The sequence below is a fragment of the Flavobacterium sp. GP15 genome (assembly GCF_014281985.1).
GTDB classification, from domain to species: Bacteria; Bacteroidota; Bacteroidia; order Flavobacteriales; family Flavobacteriaceae; genus Flavobacterium; species Flavobacterium pygoscelis.
Map to the genome: position 1 here is coordinate 15347 of NZ_JACFTC010000005.1, position 17282 is coordinate 32628.

The 17282-nt window shown below is 31.1% G+C and carries 12 protein-coding genes; 8 read left to right on the top strand and 4 right to left on the bottom strand.

Translation table 11 applies throughout. The features are described from left to right. Window positions 1–2: 2 nt before the first annotated feature. The 6 genes from H2650_RS11180 to H2650_RS11205 all read left to right on the top strand — a co-directional run bounded on the left by H2650_RS11180 (window position 3) and on the right by H2650_RS11205 (window position 11107). Window positions 3–1427, top strand: coding sequence for a RagB/SusD family nutrient uptake outer membrane protein (locus H2650_RS11180; protein WP_188050900.1), 1425 nt, complete (start codon window positions 3–5; stop codon window positions 1425–1427). Window positions 1428–1531: 104 nt separating this feature from the next. Next, window positions 1532–2563, top strand: a complete 1032-nt coding sequence (locus tag H2650_RS11185) for a TlpA disulfide reductase family protein (protein WP_188050901.1) — start codon at window positions 1532–1534, stop codon at window positions 2561–2563. Window positions 2564–2951: 388 nt separating this feature from the next. Next, window positions 2952–5759: a pitrilysin family protein gene (locus H2650_RS11190; protein ID WP_188050902.1), complete on the top strand. Its 2808-nt coding sequence runs from the start codon at window positions 2952–2954 to the stop codon at window positions 5757–5759. A 133-nt stretch (window positions 5760–5892) separates the two neighbouring features. Further along, entirely contained in the window at window positions 5893–7956 is a 2064-nt protein-coding gene (locus tag H2650_RS11195; protein ID WP_188050903.1) for a thioredoxin family protein, read from the top strand. Window positions 7957–8153: 197 nt separating this feature from the next. Beyond that, window positions 8154–9572, top strand: a complete 1419-nt coding sequence (locus H2650_RS11200; protein WP_255462897.1) for an aminotransferase class V-fold PLP-dependent enzyme — start codon at window positions 8154–8156, stop codon at window positions 9570–9572. 173 nt (window positions 9573–9745) lie between these two features. Then, window positions 9746–11107: an amidohydrolase gene (locus H2650_RS11205; protein ID WP_188050905.1), complete on the top strand. Its 1362-nt coding sequence runs from the start codon at window positions 9746–9748 to the stop codon at window positions 11105–11107. 88 nt (window positions 11108–11195) lie between these two features. On the opposite strand, the gene H2650_RS11210 is transcribed toward H2650_RS11205, so the two are convergent. Beyond that, a complete protein-coding gene (locus H2650_RS11210) occupies window positions 11196–11786 on the bottom strand; it encodes an RsmD family RNA methyltransferase (protein ID WP_188050906.1) in 591 nt (196 codons plus the stop codon). Continuing rightward, complete coding sequence (locus tag H2650_RS11215; RefSeq protein WP_188050907.1) at window positions 11783–12604, bottom strand: DUF3822 family protein; 822 nt, start codon at window positions 12602–12604, stop codon at window positions 11783–11785. Before H2650_RS11215 ends, H2650_RS11210 begins: the two co-directional genes overlap by 4 nt. Before the next feature lie 198 nt (window positions 12605–12802). On the opposite strand from H2650_RS11215, the gene H2650_RS11220 reads away from it, so the two are divergent. After that, complete coding sequence (locus tag H2650_RS11220) at window positions 12803–14224, top strand: ATP-dependent RecD-like DNA helicase (protein WP_188050908.1); 1422 nt, start codon at window positions 12803–12805, stop codon at window positions 14222–14224. 709 nt (window positions 14225–14933) lie between these two features. Here H2650_RS11220 and H2650_RS11225 read toward each other — a convergent pair. After that, a complete protein-coding gene (locus tag H2650_RS11225; protein WP_188050909.1) occupies window positions 14934–15740 on the bottom strand; it encodes a hypothetical protein in 807 nt (268 codons plus the stop codon). A gap of 99 nt (window positions 15741–15839) precedes the next feature. Between H2650_RS11225 and kdsB the strand changes: the two genes are divergently transcribed. Beyond that, window positions 15840–16565 (top strand): 3-deoxy-manno-octulosonate cytidylyltransferase, encoded by a 726-nt coding sequence (gene kdsB / locus H2650_RS11230; protein ID WP_188050910.1) that lies wholly within the window; start codon window positions 15840–15842, stop codon window positions 16563–16565. Here the strand turns inward: kdsB and H2650_RS11235 are convergent, their stop codons facing one another. Continuing rightward, a complete protein-coding gene (locus tag H2650_RS11235; RefSeq protein WP_188050911.1) occupies window positions 16566–17231 on the bottom strand; it encodes a spermidine synthase in 666 nt (221 codons plus the stop codon). Window positions 17232–17282 lie beyond the last annotated feature (51 nt).

Sequence of the window (17282 nt, forward strand, 5' to 3'; positions counted from 1 at the left end):
AGATGAAACAATATATAAAAAAAATTAAAACCGTTTTATTTTTGGCACTTGCAACTAGCATTACAAGTTGCAGTATTGATGATATAAAACCATTTAATAAATTAACCCCTGAAGATGCAGTAAAAGACGAAGCCTCGGCTCAATTAGTACTAAATGGTGTTTATAATTCAGGAAGAGCGTTTGATGTTAACTTTTTCCCTTTGCATTTAGCGGCTTTGGGTAATGAAGGTACTTTTTCAACTGGTATTAGTGGTAGTAAAGGTTTCAATACCAATGAAGTTCCAGTGGATAATATCTATTTGACTAATTTGTACAATGGTCATTACAAAACTATTAATTCTTGTAACTTTTTAATTCAAGAATTAGAAGCAGGAAAGGCTATTGGTATCTCAGAAGAAAGAAAAGGAGAAATGCTTTCTGAAGCTAAGTTTCAAAGAGCTTTTGCTTATTTTAATTTACTTCGCTATTTTGGAGAGTTTTATAATTTAAACTCTACTTATGGAGTAGTTTTGAGAACTGAGTTCTCAACAACGCTTGACGCAAAACCAAGAAATACAGTAGCAGAAGTTTACAAACTAATTGAAGAGGACTTGCTTTTTGCTTCGGATAAAGGACCTATTTATATAGACCACTTCTATACGGGGAGTCTTGCTGCAAAAGCTTTATTATCTAAAGTATATTTATACGAAGGGAAATTTACTGAATCTGCAACTTTAGCTGATGATGTGATCAGCAATGGTCCCAATGAAGGATATGAGTTAGAATTGAATTATGCTGATATTTTTGCAAAAAGTTTTAGATCTTCAGAAGTTATTTTTGCACCATTTACTGGTCCAGATAATGAAGGTAAAACAGCGATGTATCAAGTAAATAGAATGAAGTCTAGCAATACATTTAAAACGTTGGCTGATGTACAAAAAGGCACTTCAAATGATGGAAGTTTAGTAGGTTCTGGTTCTGGTTTCGACCCTCGTTATGCATTCGCTTATTCTGATAACACGAAAAAAGGGAACGGAAATGGTAAATATCCATTTGCAGACAACCAACAATCTCAAGGTAATACATTATATCACTTGCGTCTTGGTGAGATTTATTTAATCAAAGCGGAAGCCGAAGCGAGAAGAACAGGCGGAGATCTTGATATTGCATTAGAAAGTCTTAATGATATTAGATTTCGTGCAGGAGTAGATTTAAAAACTCTTTCTGATAAAGCGACTTTATTAAATGACATCCGTGAGGAGAAATTACTAGAACTTTTCTTTGAAAATGGAGAAAGTTGGTTTGATATTGTTCGTTATGTTAATCTTGGAAATCTTACAGCTTCATCTGCTAAAGCCAGTTTAGTTTCTCCAAATCAATTTGTATTACCAATACCATTGCAAGTAATTGCCGGTAATAAATTTATAATTCCAAACAAAGGTTATTAATCCTAACCACTTAAAGTGAGAGTGCTTAAAAAGCGTTGAATAAATTCTATTCTAACTAATTTAGTACTCTCCTTTTTTTCTATTAATTTTTTAAAAACCAAAAGATGAAAAATGTATTTTTGATCGCATTACTAGTAGTTTTGCTTTCTTGCCAAAAAGTTATGCCACCTAAAGATTATGTGGTTTTACACGGAAAAATTGAAAATCCAACAGAAGGATTGGGTTTAAGATTCTATAATCCCACCACTAGAAAATCTTTTACAATTAAAGTAGAAGCTAACGGTGTATTTAGAGACACTATAAAATTAGAAAAAGCGGCGTATTATAATGCAGTTTACGGTAATGTCTTTGGCGCTTATTTAGCTAATGACATGGATTTAGAAATTAATTTTGATGCTAAAAGTCTTTCGAAAACTATCGTTTTCAAAGGAAAAGGTGAACATGAAAATACGTTCCTACGATTTAGAGCTAAATTAGAAGGCGGTTTAATGGGAGCAGATTACAAAGCTTTCTTGAATGTTGAAAAGCCAAACTTTGATTCTAAAATGAAAAAATTCAGTGACGAATTTAAAACTGAATTAGATCAGAAAAAATCCACTTTAGAGACTGATTTCGTTACGGCTCAATTAGTATACTTAGAGGAGTTTAATAAAGGAATGGCTATAAATTTTGTTGAGGAAAAAAGAAATAATAGTGAATTAGGAGCTGGTAAACAATCACCAGATTTTAAAAATTACATCAATCATGATGGTGGAAAAACTTCACTTTCTGATTTTAGAGGAAGCTACGTTTTTATTGATGTTTGGGCAACATGGTGCGGACCTTGTAAATACGAATTTCCTTTTATTGGAAAAGTAGAAAAAATGTATCACGGTAAAAACATCAAATTTGTAAGTATCTCAATTGACCGTTTGAAAGACGAACAAAAATGGCGTGATATGATTAAAAAAGAAGGTTTAGTTGGAATCCAACTTTTAGCGGATAAAGAAATTAATTCTTCATTTATTGCAGGATATTACATTCAAGCAATTCCACGTTTTATCATTTTAGATAAAGAAGGTAAAATCATCAATTCTGATTCTCCTAGACCTTCAGAACCAGAATTATTAGATATCTTAAATTCTTTTGATCTTTAATTATTAATTCAAAAGCATCAATTATTAGAACTAAACCTATGATTTTTTTAATTTTCATAGGTTTGGTAATTGATCGCTTAATGTTATTGATTATTAGTATTATATTATTTTGTTTCGATTTTTAAAATGAGAATCGGTAACAGAACGGGCATATTTATGCTGTTTTTTTGCGTGAGGGATTGCAGTGAAGCTCTTTTTTATGAAATTCTCGTTTTTGAACGAGAAATTGATAAAAAAAGCGGGAACGTAAAGCCCGACCTGAAGAGGCTAGGAGGAACGACGAAGCAATCTGAAAGGTCACGCCCAAAGCAAACATTTCTTTTTTTTAATTACTAAATAGTGTAGTGCTTTTGTAAACTACCTATCTAAAATTTATTATTACATAAACATGAAAAATCTATTAACCGTATTTTTTCTCTCTTTGGCAGTGCACACAATTACTGCACAAGAACTAAAATTGAATGATCCGCTTCCGGTGAATACCAGAATTAAAAAAGGAGTTCTTAAAAATGGAATGACGTATTACATTTATAAAACGGATGTAATAAAAAATGTGGCAAGTTATTATATTATACAAAATGTAGGTTCGGTTTTAGAAAATGATGATCAACAAGGATTGGCGCATTTTCTGGAGCACATGGCTTTTAACGGGACTAAAAATTTTCCTGGTAAAGGAGTTTTAAACACCCTTCAAAAACATGGAGCCGTTTTCGCAAAAGACATCAATGCGTATACCGCTTTTGACGAAACGGTTTATAATATGGATAATATCCCTACAAATGTTCCGGGACTTATTGATACTTCCTTATTGATTTTGCATGATTGGGCAGATGGTTTATTGCTGACTGAAGCAGAAATTGATGCTGAACGTGGCGTAATTAAAGAGGAGTGGAGAACAAGACAAAATGGGTATATGCGTCTTTTTAAAAAATCATTACCAGCGATGTTTAATAATACTAAATATGCAGATCGTATGCCTATTGGTTTAATGAGCGTAGTTGATAATTTTAAATACAAAGCACTTAGAGACTTTTATCACGATTGGTATAGAACAGATTTGCAGGCGATTGCTGTTGTGGGTGATGTTGACGTAGCTGAGATTGAACAAAAAATTCAAAAATTATTTTCTCCAATAGAAGCTATAAAAAATCCTATTGAGCGTTTTGTAATACAAATTCCTGATAATAAAGTGATGCTTTATAATTTAGGAATAGATAAAGAAGTGGCAACCTCAACGATTTCTTTTACCATAAATCAACCAAAATCTTTAAAAGACGAAACTGTTGCTGATCTTAAAGAATCTTTATTTAGCGGAATGATTTCAAGAATGTTGAGCTCTAGATTAAGAGAGATTTCTCAAAAACCAGACGCTCCATTTGTATCGGCAAGCGCTAGTTTTCAAAGTTTTGCTAGAGCAAAAAATAATTTCGGACTGTTGATTTCACCTAAACCAAATAATCAAGTAGAAGCTTTTAAAGTTGCTTTAATAGAGCTAAATAGAGCCGTGAAGTTTGGTTTTACACAAGCAGAAATTGATAGAACGATGGCAGTGTACAACAATTATTACCAAACTAAAATTAGTAAAATTGATCAAACACCTCATGCAGAAATAGTAAATACGATTCAGAAAAACTATTTAGAAAATGAGGCAATGACAGACATGCCAAAAGAGTATGAAATCGTTAAAACGATTTTTGCTACAATGACTCCTAAAGATTTACAAGATTTTATTCAAAAATTATACTCTCCAGAAAACAGAGTTCTTGATGTAACGGGTGTTGAAGGAGAAAATAATCTTTCTGAAGCTGCAGCTTTACAATTGATTAAGGAAGTAGAAAATGATGCTACTATAACTGCTTACACTGATGAATTTGTGGGTAAAACATTGATTTCTGGTCTGAAAATAAAAGCAGGAAAGATAAAATCTGAAAAAGTAAATAAAGAAATAGGCTCTACCCGTTTTGTGTTGAGCAATGGAGTAGTAGTAGATTATACATTTACCAATATCGAAAAAAACAATGTGCTTTTAGAAGCGGCTAGTTTTGGAGGTAATTCTTTAGTAAAAGATGCTGATCTTCCATCGGCAGCCATGGTTAGTACTTTAATGGGAATGTCTGGTTTAGGCGATTATAATGCGACAGATTTAAGAAAAGTATTGGCAGGTAAAAATGCGAATGCCAGAATTGGTATTTCGGATTTAGAAGAAAATATTTCGGGTATGACCACTACTAAAGATATCGAAACATTATTGCAAATGATTCATTTACAGTTTGTAAAACCTCGTTTTGACCAAGATAGTTTTAAAGTTTTATTGAACAATTTAGACAATAGTTTGATTCAAAGAAAGAATGATATTGCCTATAAAATGGAAGATAGCATCACTACAACTTTGTACGGATTTAATAATCCTAGAAAACGTTTGTTTGATGAAAAGTATATCAAAGATATTTCATTCGAAAAAATTAAAGCTATTTATCTTGAGCGTTTTAAAAATCCTGCTGACTTTACTTTCTTTATTGCAGGTGATATCTCAAAAGAGGATCTAAAACCTTTGCTAGAAAAATACATTGCTAGTTTGCCAACTACTAAGAAAAAAGAAAAATGGCAAGATAATTCGGTTTCTTGGTTAAAAGGAACGAACAAAAAAGAAATTTTCATGGCCATGGAAGACCCAAAAGCTACGGTAAGAATTGCTTTTAAAAATCCATTTACGTATAGCTTAAAAAACACTTATGTTCTAAAAGCGTTTCAAGATGTTCTTGAAAATAGATTGTTAGAAACTTTGAGAGAGCAAGAAGGTGGAACTTATGGAGCCAGCGTTTTTAGCTCTTTACCAAAAAGACCCAAACAAATAGCTAGTTTTTATGTTTATTTTGATTGTGATCCTGACAAAGTTGATAAGTTGGTAGCGATTGTTCATGAAGAAATAGAGAAAATCAGAAAAGGAGACATCGATAAAGAAGATTTAGATAAAGTATTGACTAGTTATTTAAAAGACCTGAAGGAGGAAAAAGAATATACAAATTACGGTTTGAATGTAATGTATGACTACACCATCGAAGGATACAATAGAAATGATGCGGCCAATAATTTAGATCTTATAAATTCGGTTACACCACAAGATGTTCAAAAATTGGTCAATACAATTTTGGACAAAGCAGAAAGTTTCGAATTTATATTTAAACCTCAAAAATAATATTCAAAACATCTTTCGTTACTACTTATGTTTTGTATAAGTATTTTGAATTAGTAAGCAACCAACGAAAGTATTTATTGGGTCATTTAAATATGGCCCTTTTTTTTACTTCAATCTCAAAAATTAAATTCTAATGAAAAAAATAATAATTCTTTTAGCCTTTTTTATAAGTGCTATTTCTTTTTCTCAAATACACAATCCCGTAAAATGGTCTACTTCAGTAATAGCTGTTGGAGAGGGACAATTTGATTTGGTTATCCAGACTACTATTGAAGACGGTTGGCATTTGTATTCTCAAAGTGTTCCTGATGACGGACCAGTTCCTACAGCTTTTACTTTTACCAAAAATGCAAACTTTGAATTAGTAGGAAAACCTACTGAAGGAACGGGACGCACAATTAATGATCCTGTTTTTAATATGAAGATTAAGTTTTTTGAAAGCAAAGCTGTTTTCAAACAACGTATTAAGTCACTTTCAAAAAAAGCTTTTAAAGTGGTAGCTGAAGTAGAGTTTATGGTTTGTAATGATGCCAATTGTTTACCTCCTTCTTATGTTGATTTGAATTTTCAAATTCCAGAAAATACTTTAGTTGCAGCTATTAAAGAAGAAGTAGCAGTAGAAAAAGAAGCCGTTTTAATTGCTGCCGAAAAAAACACAATAGATACTTTAGAAAAAGAAGAAGTAGCTATAGATTCGACTGCTAAAGCTGAAATTAAGGCAGAGAAAACGACACTAAATAAAAATAAAAAAGAAACGGATAGAAGCTTGTTAGCCATCTTTATCATTGCTTTCTTTTCTGGATTTGCCGCATTATTGACACCATGCGTGTTCCCAATGATTCCGATGACGGTAAGTTTCTTTACCAAACAAAGTAAAACTAGAGCTAAAGGAATCAAAAACGCCATAATCTACGGATTATCTATTGTTATCATTTATGTGTTGTTAGGTTCAATCGTAAGTGCTGTTTTTGGTGCCGATGCTTTGAATGCATTGTCGACTAATGTATGGTTTAATATTATTTTCTTTGTGCTTTTGGTTGTTTTTGCAGTTTCCTTTTTAGGAGCTTTCGAAATTATGCTTCCTAATTCATGGGCAAATAAAGTAGATACAAAAGCAGATAAAGGCGGATTAATCGGGATTTTCTTCATGGCTTTAGCCTTGGCAATCGTTTCTTTTTCTTGTACAGGTCCAATCGTGGGAACTTTATTAGTACAAGCAGCAGCTGGCGGAAATCAAGTTGGTCCAATCGTAGGAATGTTAGGTTTTTCTTTGGCATTAGCCATTCCTTTTGCCTTATTCGCCGCTTTCCCAGGATGGTTAAACTCCTTACCAAAATCAGGTGGATGGTTGAACACTGTGAAAGTAGTTTTAGGATTTTTAGAACTAGCATTAGCTTTTAAATTCTTATCAAATGCCGATTTAGTCTTACAATTGCATTTATTAGAGCGCGAAGTTTTCTTAGCGATTTGGATTGCTATTTTTGGTACTTTGTCTTTTTACCTTTTTGGAAAAATTCAATTGCCACATGATTCTCCTTTAACACATATATCTGTTGGAAGATTAAGTTTAGGTTTACTGACATTAACTTTTACCATTTACATGATTCCAGGTTTATGGGGAGCGCCTCTAAACTTGATTAGCGCTTTCCCACCCGCACAACATTACAGTGAATCTCCTTATGGAGTTGGATCTTCTCAAGGTGGTGGATCTAGTACAGCAACTCTCGAAATTCCAGAAGGTGCACATTTAATGGCGCCACATAATATTTTGGCTTTTACAGATTATGATTTAGGCATGGCTTACGCCAAAAAAGTAAATAAACCGGTTATGTTAGATTTTACAGGTTATGCTTGTGTAAACTGTAGAAAAATGGAACAACAAGTTTGGCCAAAAGAACAAATTCTATCCATCCTTAACAATGATGTAGTGCTTATCTCTTTATATGTAGATGATAAAAGACCACTTCCTGCTGGAGAAGAAATTGAGTCTAAACTAAGACCAGGTAAGAAACTGAAATACGTTGGACAAAAATGGAGTGAATTTCAAACCATAAAATACAAAGCGAACGCTCAACCTTTTTATGTATTGACAGACAATGAAGGAGAAAATTTAATTGATCCTGTTGGTTATACTCCAGATGTCGAAGAATACCAAAATTGGTTAAAAACAGGAGTGGCTAATTATAATAAAAAATAAATAACGAAATCGATTATAAAAAAGCATTCCAATTCTAAAAATGGAATGCTTTTTTTATCAATAAACTAAATCTACTGAATATGAGTTTTTTTAAAAATATTTTTTCAAAAGAGGCCACTCCAACGACTACTGAAGCAGCTACCGAAGTTTCTGAGTTAGAGGTTTATTTTACACAGTTTCGAGAAAAAATTGTGGGTATGCACCAAAAGTTTGAATCTCCTTATGGCGAAAAAGAAATTATTTATGCAGATTGGACCGCGAGCGGAAGATTGTACCATCCTATAGAACATAAATTACTGCATGATATTGGTCCATTTGTAGCTAATACACATACTGAAACTTCTATTACTGGTTCAGTGATGACCATGGCGTATCACGATGCTAGTGCAATAATCAAAAAGCATGTAAATGCTAGCGAAGATGATGTTTTGATTACAGAAGGCTCAGGAATGACTGGAGTTGTTAATAAACTACAACGTATTTTAGGATTAAAAGTTTCTGAAAACTTAAAGGAATATACTCAGGTTCCTGATGCTTTAAAGCCTATTGTTTTTATTACGCACATGGAGCATCATTCTAACCAAACGTCTTGGTTGGAAACAATTGCCGATGTCCAAATAATTCCTTGTCTTGATTCTGGATTAATCTGTTTTGAGAGTTTTGAAAAGATTTTAGATCAATATAAAAACAGACCGATCAAAATTGCTTCGGTAACTGCTTGCTCTAACGTAACAGGTATTAGAACGGATTATCATAAAATTGCTACCACGATACATAACCATGGTGGTTTGTGTTTTGTAGATTTTGCTTGTTCGGCTCCTTATGTGGACATCAATATGCATCCAGAAGAAAAAGGAGCTTATTTAGATGCTATTTTCTTTTCTCCACATAAATTTTTAGGAGGTCCGGGAAGCAGTGGTGTTTTAATTTTTAATAAAAAACTTTATAAAAACATAGTGCCCGATAATCCTGGTGGTGGTACAGTAAGTTATACCAATCCTTGGGGCGATCATGATTATGTTGACGATATTGAAACCAGAGAAGATGGAGGTACACCTGGATTTTTGCAAACTATAAAAATTGCACTTTCAATTCAATTGAAAGAAAAAATGGGAGTTTCTAATATTATCAAGAGAGAACACGAATTGAATGAAATCATTTTTGAGAAACTTTCTAAAATACCAAATCTTACCATTCTAGCGTCTGAGCATAAAGATCGATTAGGAATTTTCTCTTTCTATATTACGGATGCTCATTTTAATTTAATTGTAAAATTATTAAATGACAGATTTGGAGTTCAAACTCGTGGCGGTTGTTCTTGTGCGGGAACGTATGGTCACTTTTTATTAAACGTAGATCAACAAACCTCAAAAAGTATTGAGAAGAAAATATTAGAAGGTTGTATGCTTGAACGTCCAGGTTGGATTCGAATGTCTATTCATCCTACAATGACTAATGCTGAAATTAATTTTGTTTGTGACGCTATTACGGATGTCGCAAAAAACTTTAAAAAATGGGAATTAGATTATCGCTATGACGCCGTAAGGAATGATTATGTACACTATCAAAATAATAGCATTGAAAAAAAATTAATGCAAAATTGGTTTAGTTTATAAATTTTAGGAACGGCTCATTAAGATGAAATTTAGTTATTTTATTTTTTGAGCCGTTTTCTTTATCAGTTTTCAAATTGCTTTGTTACTATTACAGTTCAGTATAAATTTACCATCTATTATAGTACATCTTAATAAAGGAATAATCTAGATTAGCAAAATAATAAAAAGAGAATATGGATCAAAACGCGATTAGTAGAAAAAAGTTTTTGGGAATGAGCGCAGCAGCAACTGGTGCCGCTTTATTTTCTAGTGTTGGTAGTTCGGCAATGACAAATGTGACGCCTGAAGATAAAAAAATAGCTGATTTTAAAGAATATATTTTAACGAATGTAAGACTCGAAGAAGGTTTTGAATACAACGAAAAAAACGAAGTTATTGCTACCAAAACCGATTTATACAATTTACATATTGCCGATGGTAAAATCAAAAAGATAGCCAAAGGTAAACTCGATTTAAAATTGAAAACAATTAATGCAAAGGGTTTCTTGATGCTTCCCGGATTACGTGATATGCACATACATATTGATAAAACGTATTACGCTGGAAAATGGAACGCTGCGCCAAGAAAAGGCTACACTGTAAAGGACATGATTAGGTTAGAGGAAAAAATAATTCCACAATTACTAACAGATTCCCAGCATAAAGCCGAAGAAGCGATTAAGCTTATGCAAAGTCAAGGTACTTATTTTGCCCGTTGCCAAACCAATATTGATCCCGTAAGCGGATTAAAAAGTTTGGAACATTTATTAGCCGCATTAGATAAAAACAAAGATAATTTTGCTTGGGAAATTGTAGCTTTTCCACAACATGGTATTCTATATTCAAAATCAGAACCTTTGCTTAGAGAAGCCGCTAAAATGGGTGTTGATTTTATTGGAGGACTAGATCCAACCACTGTTGATGGGAATTTAGAACAATCTCTTGATGCGATGTTCCAAATTGCAATTGATAATAATAAAGGAATCGATATTCACTTGCATGAAGGATTACCAACTGGAAAGGCGGCAATTGAATATATTATCAAAAAAACAGAAGAGAATAAACAGCTTCAAGGAAAAACCTATATAAGTCATGGTTTTGCTCTTGCGAGAATGGAGCAAAAAGACTTAGAAAAAATTGCAGAAAAAATGGGAGCATTGGGTATTGGAGTAGTTTCTACAGTTCCTATTGGCCGAACCATAATGCCAATTCCTACTTTGAAGAAATATGGTGTTAAATTAATGACTGGAACAGATAGTATTGTAGATCATTGGCAACCTTTTGGAAATTGTGATATGCTTGAAAAAGCAAAATTATGTGCCCAACTTTACGGTTGGACAGATGAGTTTGGTTTGAGTCGCGCGTTACATATTGCCACTACTAACGAAATTTTGCCACTTGATGATGCAGGAATTCGTACTTGGCCTCTTGTAGATAATGAAGCCAATTTTATTCTAGTAAATGCAAGTTGTTCTGCAGAAGCAGTCGCGCGTTTGCCCAAACGAGAAGCTGTATTCTATAAAGGAAAACTAATAGCTGGCGAAATGAAAGCATAATTTTTTTCTATTAATTGAAGATTTAGGATTATAACAAAAAAAGATGCTTTAAAGGCATCTTTTTTTGTTTGTAAAGCGATAAGATCAATTATTCCTCTTCGCCATCGTTTAAATTTGATTCTTCCTCATTTTCGTCATTACTTTCAAATTCGAAAAAACTGAAAATAGAACCACCATAACTTTTTTGAAAAGAAAAGTGAATCATGTGATCTAGTTTGGTATATTTTGAATGTTCAATAACCATCATTCCGTCCTGGTTTAATAATTCTTTTTGGAAAACCAATTCAATGATTTTTTCAAAAGTCTTTTGATCTAAACCATAAGGAGGATCAGCAAAAATTATATCGTACGATGTTTTGCATTTTTCTAAATAAGCAAAAACATCACTTTTTGTCGCGGCAATATTAAAATCATATTCGGTTGCAACTTGCTTGATGAATTTTACACATCCAAAATCGCCATCTACAGAGGTAATAGGAGTACATCCGCGTGAAGCAAATTCATAACTAATATTTCCTGTACCTGCGAATAGGTCTAATATTTTAAGTCCTTCAAAACTAAAATGGTTGTTCAAAACATTAAACAATGCTTCTTTAGACATATCTGTTGTAGGGCGAACGGGCAAACCTTTTGGTGGTGAAATACGTCTTCCTTTGTATTTTCCTGAAATTATTCTCATGAGTTGAAAAGTATAAAGTGTTTTCTGTTTTCGGCCTCAGAAAAATAATTATTCCATCGCAAATCCTCTACATCAATTAGAGAGACATTGCGAATGTATTTATATGCAATTGTGTAATAAGTACTATCTTTTGTAATGTCGCCAATTAGTTCTAACGGAAAATTTTCGGGATTTAAGTTCAATTGTTCGGCAGTAAACAAGAGATAATAAATAAAATCTTCTGGCGTGTTGTATTCAAAAGAGTTAAAGAGTAATAACTTTTGGTTTTGAATAACAATAATTTCAAAATGCCCATTATTTATATGAACGAACATCTTTTTTTCATCCTTATTTTTGGAGTCAATCAATAATTTATTAACCAAAATGGTATTGGCGTGTTTGTAATCGAAAGAACCAAATTGATCAATAAAAAAATTATTGATGTTTACATAAGGAATATAAACGGTATTCATTTGATAATTAGCAATTTGATCAAAAGCAAAAAAATCAGTTTCAAAAACCTTTGTATTGTATTGCAAATAGCTTCCTAAATGATTTTCATCAAAAAGCGGTTCTGGAATAAATGTAGAAAGATTGTTGTTATGAATTACTAAAATCTCATCATATTGTTGCTTTAATTCAGGATAATTAGCAAAAGCTTCAGCAAATAAATCTTCAATTTTAGTGGCTTTATGAATGGTGTCAAAATGCACTTCATTAAAAGAACTAACGGTATTATTGAGTGTATCAAAACAACAAAAAGACAAGCCATTCAAGGAAACTTGAACAGAGAGTTTTTTATAAACCTTTTCGGTGATGTTGGTGTTTTGTGTTGGCATATTTTGTTTTATAATTCATTTACAATTTTTATTTTGAAGCGAATTAAATGAGTCAACAAACTTACAAATAAAAACAGCAATGACAATTGTAAAAATCAAATTCAATGCGAATTTCAATTTCAAAAATCAATAGCATTCACAATCTCATTTTAAAATGGAAACCCTATCTTTGAAATTCATTTTTCAACCTATTCCCAGATGAATTCCTCCTTGTTTTACAGTCTTTTGCAGAGAAAATTTCCGTTTCAACCTACTTATAAACAAGATATTTTTTTTCAAAAAATCGCTATTTTTTTGACTGAAGTCGAAAATAAAACCATTTTTGTCCTAAAAGGGTATGCTGGAACTGGAAAAACAACAGTAATTTCTACGATAGTAAATAGCTTATTAGACATCAACAAGAAATATGTTTTGCTGGCACCAACAGGTCGTGCGGCGAAAGTAATTGCCAATTATTCGGATAAACCTGCTTTTACAATTCATAAAAAGATTTATTTCCCTAAAAAATCTTCAGGAGGTGGCGTTTCCTTTACGTTACAGCAAAACAAACATACCAATACGATTTTTATAGTCGATGAAGCTTCGATGATTTCAGATAACAATTCTGATTCAAAATTATATGAAAATGGTTCTTTATTGGATGATTTGATTTCATATGTGTACTCAGGAAAAAATTGCAAGATGATTTTACTGGGAGATACGGCACAATTACCTCCAGTAAATCTAGATATTAGTCCCGCTTTGGATATTCGTACTTTAGGAATGAATTATGACAAAGAAGTAGAACATATCGAACTAGACGAAGTAATGCGTCAGGAAGAAAATTCGGGAATTTTGCACAATGCTACGGAACTTCGAGAATTATTGAAAGATTCTTTCATCAATGAATTCAAATTTGATGTAAAGAAATTTAAAGATATAATTCGACTAACAGATGGATATGATATTCAAGATGCAATAAATTCGGCGTACAGTAATTACAGTATTGAAGATACCGCTTTTATTGTTCGTTCTAATAAACGAGCGAATCAATATAACGAACAAATTAGAAATAAAATACTTGATAAAGAAAGCGAACTCTCTTCGGGAGATTTTTTGATGGTTGTTAAAAATAATTATTTTTGGTTAAAGGATTCTGACGAAGCGGGTTTTATTGCCAATGGTGATATTATAGAAGTTTTAGAAATTTTTAATATCAAAGAATTGTATGGTTTTAAGTTTGCGAAAGTTAAAATTAGAATGATCGATTATCCCGATCAAAAACCCATTGAAACAGTTTTGTTAATGGATACTATAAAGAGCGAATCGCCATCATTAACCTTTGAAGAATCGAATCGATTGTATCAAGAAGTGTTGAAGGATTATGAAGGTGAAACCAAATTTAAACAGTTTCAAAAAGTAAAAGCGAATGAATATTTTAATGCACTTCAAGTTAAATTTTCGTATGCAATAACCTGTCATAAGTCGCAAGGTGGTCAATGGAATACGGTTTTTATAGAACAACCGTATTTGCCAGACGGAATCAACAGAGATTACATCAGATGGTTGTACACCGCAATGACTAGAGCCAAGAATAAATTGTACTTGATAGGATTTAAAGACGAAAGTTTTGTGGAGTAATTTTACTGATGCAACCACAATGCTTTCTTAAAATAATTCTGTTTATTGATAATTATTTGGAATTGGTGCTTTTATTTTTTTCAGTATTAAAGACTCCATATTTTCGCATTAAAACTATTTTTTTCTTCCAATTGCAAAGATATTTTTTATATTATATTAAAATTACAATCACACTAAATAACCGGGTAAGTAGCAGTTTTTTTTAATTTGTAATTCAATGTTTTTTTTAAGTTCTTCAGGTTTTTGGGATGGAACAATAATTGATTTTCCATTTTTTAAATTTATTTTAATTCCATATTTGATATTTGAACATCTATTAGAATCACAATATTGATAAAGTTTTAGCATATAGAATTCAAAGAATACAGAAAATTTAATTTTTTCAATAGTATCAATATCATTATACTTAAGTATACCTCTATTCATTAATATTAAAGTACTGTATCTTAAATTCAATTTGCTTACTGAATTGTCAATCAGAAAAATATTTCTCGATAATACAAATAAACTTATAATAGAACTAAAAAGTATAAAGTAACTATTGAAAATTAGAGAGATAACAATACATATTAAATAATACCAATATTTAACTGCACTTTTTTTTTCCTTAAAAATTATTACATCTGTCGTTTTTTTCAAATTCATATTGAATTATATGTAAGTCTATCTAAAACTAATTAATCAAATATTTTTTTAAAAAAATGTATTATCAATAATAAGTTATTTCGTAAATAGTTTTGTCAACTAATTTATTATTTAAAAATCGTTCTCTACTAATTATATTACCCCTGTTATCATAATCATTTTTAAATGCTACGGTTTCAATAATTGTACCATCGCTTTTATAATATTTTTTTGTATTTAGGTTTCCTTTTTTATCAATTTCAAACGTAAAATAGTTAGCATTTGTTTTAGATTTAATATCGTGAATTTTTATAATATATCCTTTTTTATCAAAATATTTTTTAGATTTTAATTTGGTATAGCTTAAGGTGTCTATAAAACTCTTACTGATAAAGTAGTTTTTTTTATAATTATATTCGATTTGAATTGTTTGTTTTATTTTATTAGCAAAGTTCTTGTTTATTTCAATGGGATTATGATATTTATCAAAAGCTTGAGTAGTAATATTATATAGTCCATTTTTGTCAGATGATTTTTCTTCAATTAAATTATTTGCATCATCGTATTTATAGTCAATAATCGTAGTATCATTATCTGAAATTACCTCTTTTTGGATAATTAATCCATTAACATACTTATAGCTAATCTCTTTTTTTTCATTTTCTGTGAAGAATTTTTCATTCTTTAAATTTTTGTTAACGTCAAAATTTAAAATTGTCTTTTTAACCAAGTTAACGGTATCTTTTTTTATGAATTTGTATTCGTATTTTTTAATATCTATCGACTTTATTTTGCCAACAATCTCTTGTGTGTAATCATAATTAAAATCTTTTACTTTAATAGGACTACAAGAAACTAAAAATAAAAAAAGAACAATATAAATTGACTTCATACAGGATTTACTTATTAATTAATAAAAATTTAAAGATATAATCTTTTTGATGATAATTTAAAAATAGTTCTATTTTTGTCTTAGCATTAAAACATAAAAATGAAAATAATAGCAGTTATACCCGCACGTTACGCATCAACACGATTTCCAGCCAAATTAATGCAGGATTTAGGAGGAAAAACAGTGATTTTAACAACATACGAAGCTGCTGTAGAAACAAATTTATTTGATGATGTTTTTGTGGTAACCGATTCAGAATTAATTTATAATGAAATTATTTCTCATAAAGGTAAAGCTATTATGAGTATCAAGGAACACGAATCGGGGAGTGATCGTATAGCAGAAGCTGTTGAAAGTATTGATGTAGATATTGTAGTCAATGTACAAGGAGATGAGCCATTTATAAATTCTGAACCATTAAAAGAATTGATTGAATTTTTCAAAAAAGATGCCGATAAAAAAATAGACTTAGCCTCTTTGATGCGCGAAATAAAAGAGGATGAAGAAATAAATAATCCCAATAATGTAAAAGTGGTTGTAGATCAAAACCAGTTCGCCTTGTATTTTTCACGTTCGGTTATTCCTTATGCTAGAGAGAAAAATGTAGGTGTTCGGTATATGCAACACATAGGAATTTATGCTTTTAGAAAACAAGCCTTATTGGATTTTTACAGCTTGCCAATGAAATCGCTAGAAGCATCTGAAAAACTGGAACAATTGCGTTATTTAGAATTTGGAAAACGCATCAAAATGGTCGAAACTACTCATGTTGGAATTGGAATTGATACTTTAGAAGATTTAGAAAAAGCTAGAAAAATGCTATGATTAAGTTAGCTTATCAATTACAATTAACTCATTATGTTGTTCTACTCTGGCGATAGTTCTAATTTTAAAATCACTTTCGTAAAATTCAGAAACGTATTTTTTATTTCTTAGATTTTGATTTTGATTTAAAATCATAGTATTAAAAAGCACAACTCCACGACTTCTTAATAAATAGCAAATTCGTTTGGTAAAAAAATTTTCAAACAAAAAAGCAGGCATCGAAGTATCTTGAAAAACATCTATGATAATCAAATCGTATTTGTTTTTTGTTTTTAAAACATATTCAAAAGCATCATCAATAACAATTTGCAGGTTTTCTACAGTATCTAATTTAAAAAAAGTATTGGCTATTTTTATTATTTCGGGATCAATTTCGACACCAGTAATTTTGCCTTTGAATTTAATTTCATCTACTAGCGTTTTTATCACGCTTCCTCCTGCAACTCCCAAAACTAAAATATGATTCATAGACACTATTTTGTCATATCCGATATTTTTTAATCCTAATCGCAAGATTCTTTGTAAACTACCATATGAATAATTAGCATTTTCTGAGTCTAATACAAGTTCACCATTAGCCCAAGTAACCTCTATAGCATTACTTAGGGAAGATTTTGAAGTATAGATTTTTATTGGAATTAAATAGCTTAATATTTTTTTTATCATTGCTAGCAGTTTTGCCCAAAAATAGGATTTAAATTATTTATTTTGTGCAAA